Annotated in this window: 5 protein-coding genes; 1 reads left to right on the plus strand and 4 read right to left on the minus strand. The window is 61.6% G+C overall.

Annotation, left to right across the window (positions count from 1 at the left end):
* Positions 1-399 (plus strand): hypothetical protein (locus tag VFN25_RS03820; RefSeq protein WP_325138997.1); only part of this gene is annotated, 399 nt, incomplete at its 5' end.
* 37 nt (positions 400-436) lie between these two features.
* Here the strand turns inward: VFN25_RS03820 and VFN25_RS03825 are convergent.
* The 4 genes from VFN25_RS03825 to recG form a co-directional block, all read right to left on the minus strand.
* Complete coding sequence (locus VFN25_RS03825; protein ID WP_325138999.1) at positions 437-1,729, minus strand: citrate synthase; 1,293 nt, start codon at positions 1,727-1,729, stop codon at positions 437-439.
* A 244-nt stretch (positions 1,730-1,973) separates the two neighbouring features.
* Positions 1,974-2,216, minus strand: a complete 243-nt coding sequence (locus VFN25_RS03830) for a type B 50S ribosomal protein L31 (RefSeq protein ID WP_325139001.1) — start codon at positions 2,214-2,216, stop codon at positions 1,974-1,976.
* A 219-nt stretch (positions 2,217-2,435) separates the two neighbouring features.
* Positions 2,436-3,365: a nucleoside hydrolase gene (locus tag VFN25_RS03835; protein ID WP_414648846.1), complete on the minus strand. Its 930-nt coding sequence runs from the start codon at positions 3,363-3,365 to the stop codon at positions 2,436-2,438.
* Positions 3,366-3,515: 150 nt separating this feature from the next.
* Positions 3,516-5,480, minus strand: a 1,965-nt coding sequence (gene recG / locus VFN25_RS03840) for an ATP-dependent DNA helicase RecG (RefSeq protein ID WP_325139005.1), incomplete at its 5' end; no start/stop codon positions are given.

Raw genomic sequence — 5,480 nt, forward strand, 5'->3', positions numbered from 1 at the left:
GCTGACACCCAGCCGGCCGAACTCGGCCTGCGCCGAGCCGCTGCCGTGGAAGCCATGCAATTCTTCGCGCGCTTCGAGCCACGTCTGGTCGGCGCCACACTGGAAGGCACGGCCGACGCCTGGTCCGCGGTTTGCCTGCACCTGTTCTGTGACAACCTGGGCGAACTGCTGGCATTCCTGGATGACCATGAAATCCCGTTCGAACAGCAGGAGCGCTCGCTGCGCCTGAGCGCTGACTCCAGCGCGGAATTCCCCGTGCTTCTTTTCACCGCCGGTGGCGTCAACATCGACCTGACCGTCTTTCCACTCGACGGCTTGCGCCACGCGCCACTGGATCGCATCAGCGAGCGGCCGATGCGGCGCGCGACGCTGGAAAATCTGCTTGCCCTCATGCAATGAAGTTGCCGTTCGGCAACTTCTTTGGCTGACGCCCCGCTCAGCGCTTGTCGGTCGCCACGTAGTCGCGTTGTACGGAGCCGGTGTAGACCTGGCGCGGCCGCCCGATCTTGGAGTCCGGCGTAACCTGCTGCTCGAGCCAGTGCGCAACCCAGCCGGCCGTACGTGCGATCGCGAACATCACCGTGAACATCTCGGTGGGGATGCGCAGCGCCTTGTAGATGATGCCGGAATAGAAGTCGACATTCGGATACAGCTTGCGCTCGACGAAGTAGGAGTCCTTCAGCGCGACCTCTTCGAGTGCCATGGCGACATCGAGCAGTGGATCCTTGATGTTCAGATCGGCAAGCACCTTGTGCGTCATCTCGCGGATGATCGTCGCACGCGGATCGAAATTCTTGTAGACGCGATGACCGAAGCCCATCAGACGGAATCCGGAATCCTTGTCCTTGGCCCTGGTCACGGCGGCGGCGACATTCTTCGCGTCACCGATATCGGTCAGCATTGACAACACGGCTTCGTTGGCACCGCCGTGGGCCGGTCCCCACAACGCGGCAATACCCGCCGCTACGCAGGCGTACGGATTGGCACCCGTGGATCCAACCAGACGCACCGTAGAGGTCGACGCGTTCTGCTCGTGATCGGCATGCAGGATGAACAACAGATCGAGTGCCTTGGCGACAACCGGATTCATCTCCAGCGGCTCGCTTGGCACTTCGAACATCATGTGCAGGAAGCGGTTCACGTACTCGAGATTGTTGCGCGGATAGCGCACCGGCCAACCGATTGATGAGCGATAGGCGGCAGCGGCAATGGTCGGCACCTTGGCGATCAGGCGGATCGCCGCCAAGCGACGCTGCTCGGGATCCTCCATGTCGAGGGTGTCGTGGTAGAACGCCGACAGCGATGCCACCGACGCGCACAACATGGCCATCGGATGCGCGTCGTAGCGGAAACCATTGAGAAAGTTCTTCTGCGACTCATGCATCATCGTGTGATGCGTGACTTCATGCTCGAACTTGCTGAATTCAGCCGTGTTCGGCAACTCGCCATTGATCAGCAGATACGAGGTTTCGAGGAAGTTGGAATGCTTGGCCAGTTGCTCGATCGGGTAGCCGCGATAGAGCAGGACTCCATTGTCACCATCGATGTAAGTGATCGCGCTGCGCGTGCTTGCAGTCGAGACGAACCCGGGATCGTAGGTGAAATAACCGGTGTCTTTCTTCAACCTGCCGATATCGAGCGCGGGATCACCCAGGGTTCCGGTGACGACCGGCAGCTTCGTGCTGCGGTCATTCTTGGTATCGGTGAGTTGGACGGTTTGATCGGACACGGCAGACTCCTTGAGCAGGTCCCGAGCCGACGAAAAGGCGCGGAAACGGGGAATAACGAGGTGTTGGCCGGCGCGCGGGTGCATCGGGGGGAGATTCCCGGACGCGTGCATACGCCACCGTACCGGGACCAATTATTGCATAGCAACACGCCGCAGGTGATGACTTGTCAGGGTCAGGCGCATTGCGCAAACACAAACGCCGGCGCAATGGCCGGCGTTTGCTGACACTTGAAACAAGGTCGGTTTACTTGGCGTAGCGGCGGCGGAACTTGTCGACGCGGCCACCGGCATCGATGACTTTCTGCTTTCCGGTGTAAAACGGGTGCGAGTGACTCGAAATTTCCACCTTGACCAGCGGATATTCTTTGCCATCCGTCCACTTCACGGTTTCCTTGCTGGACATGGTCGAGCGGGTCAAAAACGTAAAGTCGCTGGACAGATCCTGGAAAACGACGGGATGGTACTTCGGATGGGTATCGACTTTCATGAGGCAGAATCCGTTGGCCGGGTGGTCCCGGAAGAAAAGAGCGCGATTGTAGCGGCTGGGCCATGGCCTGCGCAAGCCGTGGGTCAGCTTTGGCTTGTCCCGCCGCTGGGCCGGCCTGGTCATGAATACGCACGATGATCGTGCAGGACCCGGGGTTCTCATGGCGTTTCGCGATCGCGGTGAAGGCAGTCCGTATCGCCCAATGAGCAAAATGGCGCGCTATTTCCGGGTCGTCCGGTCCAGTCCCGAACGCACAAGACTCTCGAAGCGCGCCTGATCTACAGCGAGGATGATCCTGGCATTTGCCGGCCGTCCCATTCGGTCATCCCAATCGACCACGGTTGCCCCGCGGGTCAAGCTGCCCGCCAATTCGATCCCGACGTGGCGCTCCTCAGCCTCGCTGACAATGCCGGGATCCAGTGCAACCGCCATGGCCAGAGCATCCGCCGAAAGCAGACGCTTGCGGCCGTGCTCCAGTGCCCAGGTTCGCGTGCGGCGGGAAATCGCGGCATAGAATCCCGCCTCCGCCGTGTCTGCGGACAGCCAGTGTTCGAGCTCCGCATAGTCGAGGCCATGACGCATCGTCGCCTCCCAATCGATCAATTCGACCATTGGCCAGCCGGAAAACACGACATGCGCGGCTTCGGGATCGAATCCGATGTTGAATTCAGCCGGCACCCGATGAGTATTGCCACGACCATTCACTGCTCCGCCCATGATCAGCAGGCGCTTGATCCGCCCGGGCAAGGTCGGATCGAGTCGCAAGGCCAGGGCAAGGTTGGTCAGCGGACCCAGTGCGATCAGGGTCAACTCGCCCGCATGCTCGTGACTCAAGCGCAAAATGGCCAGTGCCGCATGCTCACCGGAGGCGAGGCGTTGTGGGGCGTCATAGCCGGTGTCACCGAAGCCATCCGCACCATGCACAAAGGCCGCATCGGCCGCCGGCAGCACGAGCGGCTGCTCGCAACCGGGATGCACCGGCGTATCGACATCCAGCACTTCGACCAGTTTCAGCGCATTCGCCACCGTGTGGCGCAGACCCACATTGCCCGCAGCGATGGTCATCGCCACGACATCGGCATGTGCGTGCGCCATCAGGATCGCCAAAGCGTCATCGACGCCAGGATCGGTATCAATCAGCAGTTTCATGGTCATGGATTCTGGACGGGGTTGACGGCAAGACTCGCAATTATTTCAGACTTGACAGGCGGCAGGGCTCTGCCGGCAGCGCCTGGATTTTGGCCGGCCGAGCTCAGACAGCGACGCTTTGCAATCCTGAACCTGCCCCGGAATCACCGTTCACGCACCTGCGAAGCGGGCTGAACTACCGATCCATCGCGCAACAAGACGCTCACAGGTCGGCGCATGCTGATCGAGCATGATCGCGCCGATGCGCTGCACATCGGCCAGCATCGGTGCATCACGAGCGAGATCGGCAATGCGGAATTCGAGGCGGCCGGTCTGCCGCGTGCCGAGCAATTCACCGGGGCCGCGCAGTTCGAGATCCTTTTCGGCGATGACGAAGCCGTCGCTGGTTTCTCGCATCGCGGTCAGGCGCTCGCGGGCCAGCGCCGACAGCGGCGGCTGGTACATCAACACGCAACTGGAAGCCTGACTGCCGCGACCGACGCGTCCGCGCAACTGATGCAGTTGGGCCAGTCCAAGTCGCTCGGCGTTCTCGATGACCATCAGGCTCGCGTTCGGCACATCGACACCGACCTCGATCACCGTGGTTGCCACCAGCAAGGCAATGCGTCCGGCGCGGAATTCATCCATGACCGCTTGCTTCTCGTTGGCCTTCAGGCGGCCATGGACCAGACCGATGGCGAGGCCGTCGAGCTGGTTCGTCAATTCGGCAAATGCGACTTCGGCGGCTTGTGCTTCGAGCTGCTCGGACTCCTCGATCAAGGTGCACACCCAGTAGACCTGGCGACCTTCGGCGCAGGCCAGCCGAATGCGCTCGATGATTTCGCCACGGCGCGCCGCCGAGATGGCGACCGTCGTCACCGGCGTTCGTCCTGGTGGCAACTCATCAATCACTGAAACATCCAGATCGGCGTAAGCGGTCATCGCCAGGGTGCGCGGTATCGGCGTCGCGGTGAGTACGAGCTGGTGGGGAACGCGTGATCCTTCGCGTCCCTTGTCGCGCAAGGCCAGGCGTTGATGCACGCCAAAGCGATGTTGTTCATCGATGATGACCAGGCCGAGGCTGCGAAACTCCACGCCCTGCTGCATCAAGGCATGGGTACCAATGACGAGCTGTGCTTCGCCGACGAGCGCCTCCAATGCCGCCTTGCGCGCCCTGCCCTGGACTTTGCCGGCCAGCCACACCGGCTCGATACCCAGAGGCTTGAACCAGGCACCGAGGATCCGGAAATGCTGCTCGGCGAGCAATTCGGTCGGCGCCATCAAGGCCACCTGGAAGCCCGATTCAATGGCCGCGAGTGCCGCCCAAGCAGCGACGACCGTCTTGCCGGAACCGACATCGCCCTGGATCAGACGCAGCATCGGCTCATCGTCGAGCAGATCCTTGCCGATTTCCTTGCTGACCCGCTGTTGGGCGCCGGTCAGGGTGAACGGCAGGGATTTCAACAGTAGCTTTCGCAACTTGCCGTCGCCGCGCAGACGCGGAGCACCGTGCTCGCGCACCTGTGCACGCAGTCGTTTCAGACTCAGGTGATGGGTCAGCAATTCTTCAAATGCGAGACGCTGCTGGGCCGGATGGGTACCGAGCACCAGGGCTGCGAGATCCGCATCGGCGGGCGGGCCATGCACGAGCAACAAGGCTTCGCGCAATGACAGCAAGTGCAGCGGCTCGCGCAATTCGGCCGGAATCAGTTCCAGTGCAGAATCGGCCGGCAATTCCTGCAAGGCCTGCGCGACCAGACTGGCAATCCGCTTCTGACCGAGTCCTTCGGTGGTCGGATAGATCGGCGTCAGCGCCTCCTCGACCGCATGTTCGCCAGCCAGTATCCGTTGATATTGCGGATGCACGATCTCCGGACCATGCGCGCCATGGCGGACCTGACCGTAGCAACGCAATCGAGTCCCGGGCGTGAGCTGATCGACCTGACTGCGACGAAACGTGAAGAAACGCAAGGTCAGCATCGTGCGCTCGTCATCGCTGATGACAACGCGCAGTTGCGGACGAAAACGGAAGCCGCGCTCGGCCGCCTCGATGACTCCTTCAATCTGAGCGGACTCACCGATTTGAAGATCGCGGATCGGCGTCAGCCGGGTCCGGTCCTCGTAACGCAACGGCAA

The organism is Dokdonella sp. (genome assembly GCF_035703485.1).
Lineage (GTDB): Bacteria > Pseudomonadota > Gammaproteobacteria > Xanthomonadales > Rhodanobacteraceae > Dokdonella.

Excerpts from the sequence above, each read along its gene's own strand:
- VFN25_RS03830 (WP_325139001.1), bottom strand. The coding sequence starts at position 2,216 with ATGAAAGTCGATACCCATCCGAAGTACCATCCCGTCGTTTTCCAGGAT.
- VFN25_RS03835 (WP_414648846.1), bottom strand. The coding sequence starts at position 3,365 with ATGAAACTGCTGATTGATACCGATCCTGGCGTCGATGACGCTTTGGCG.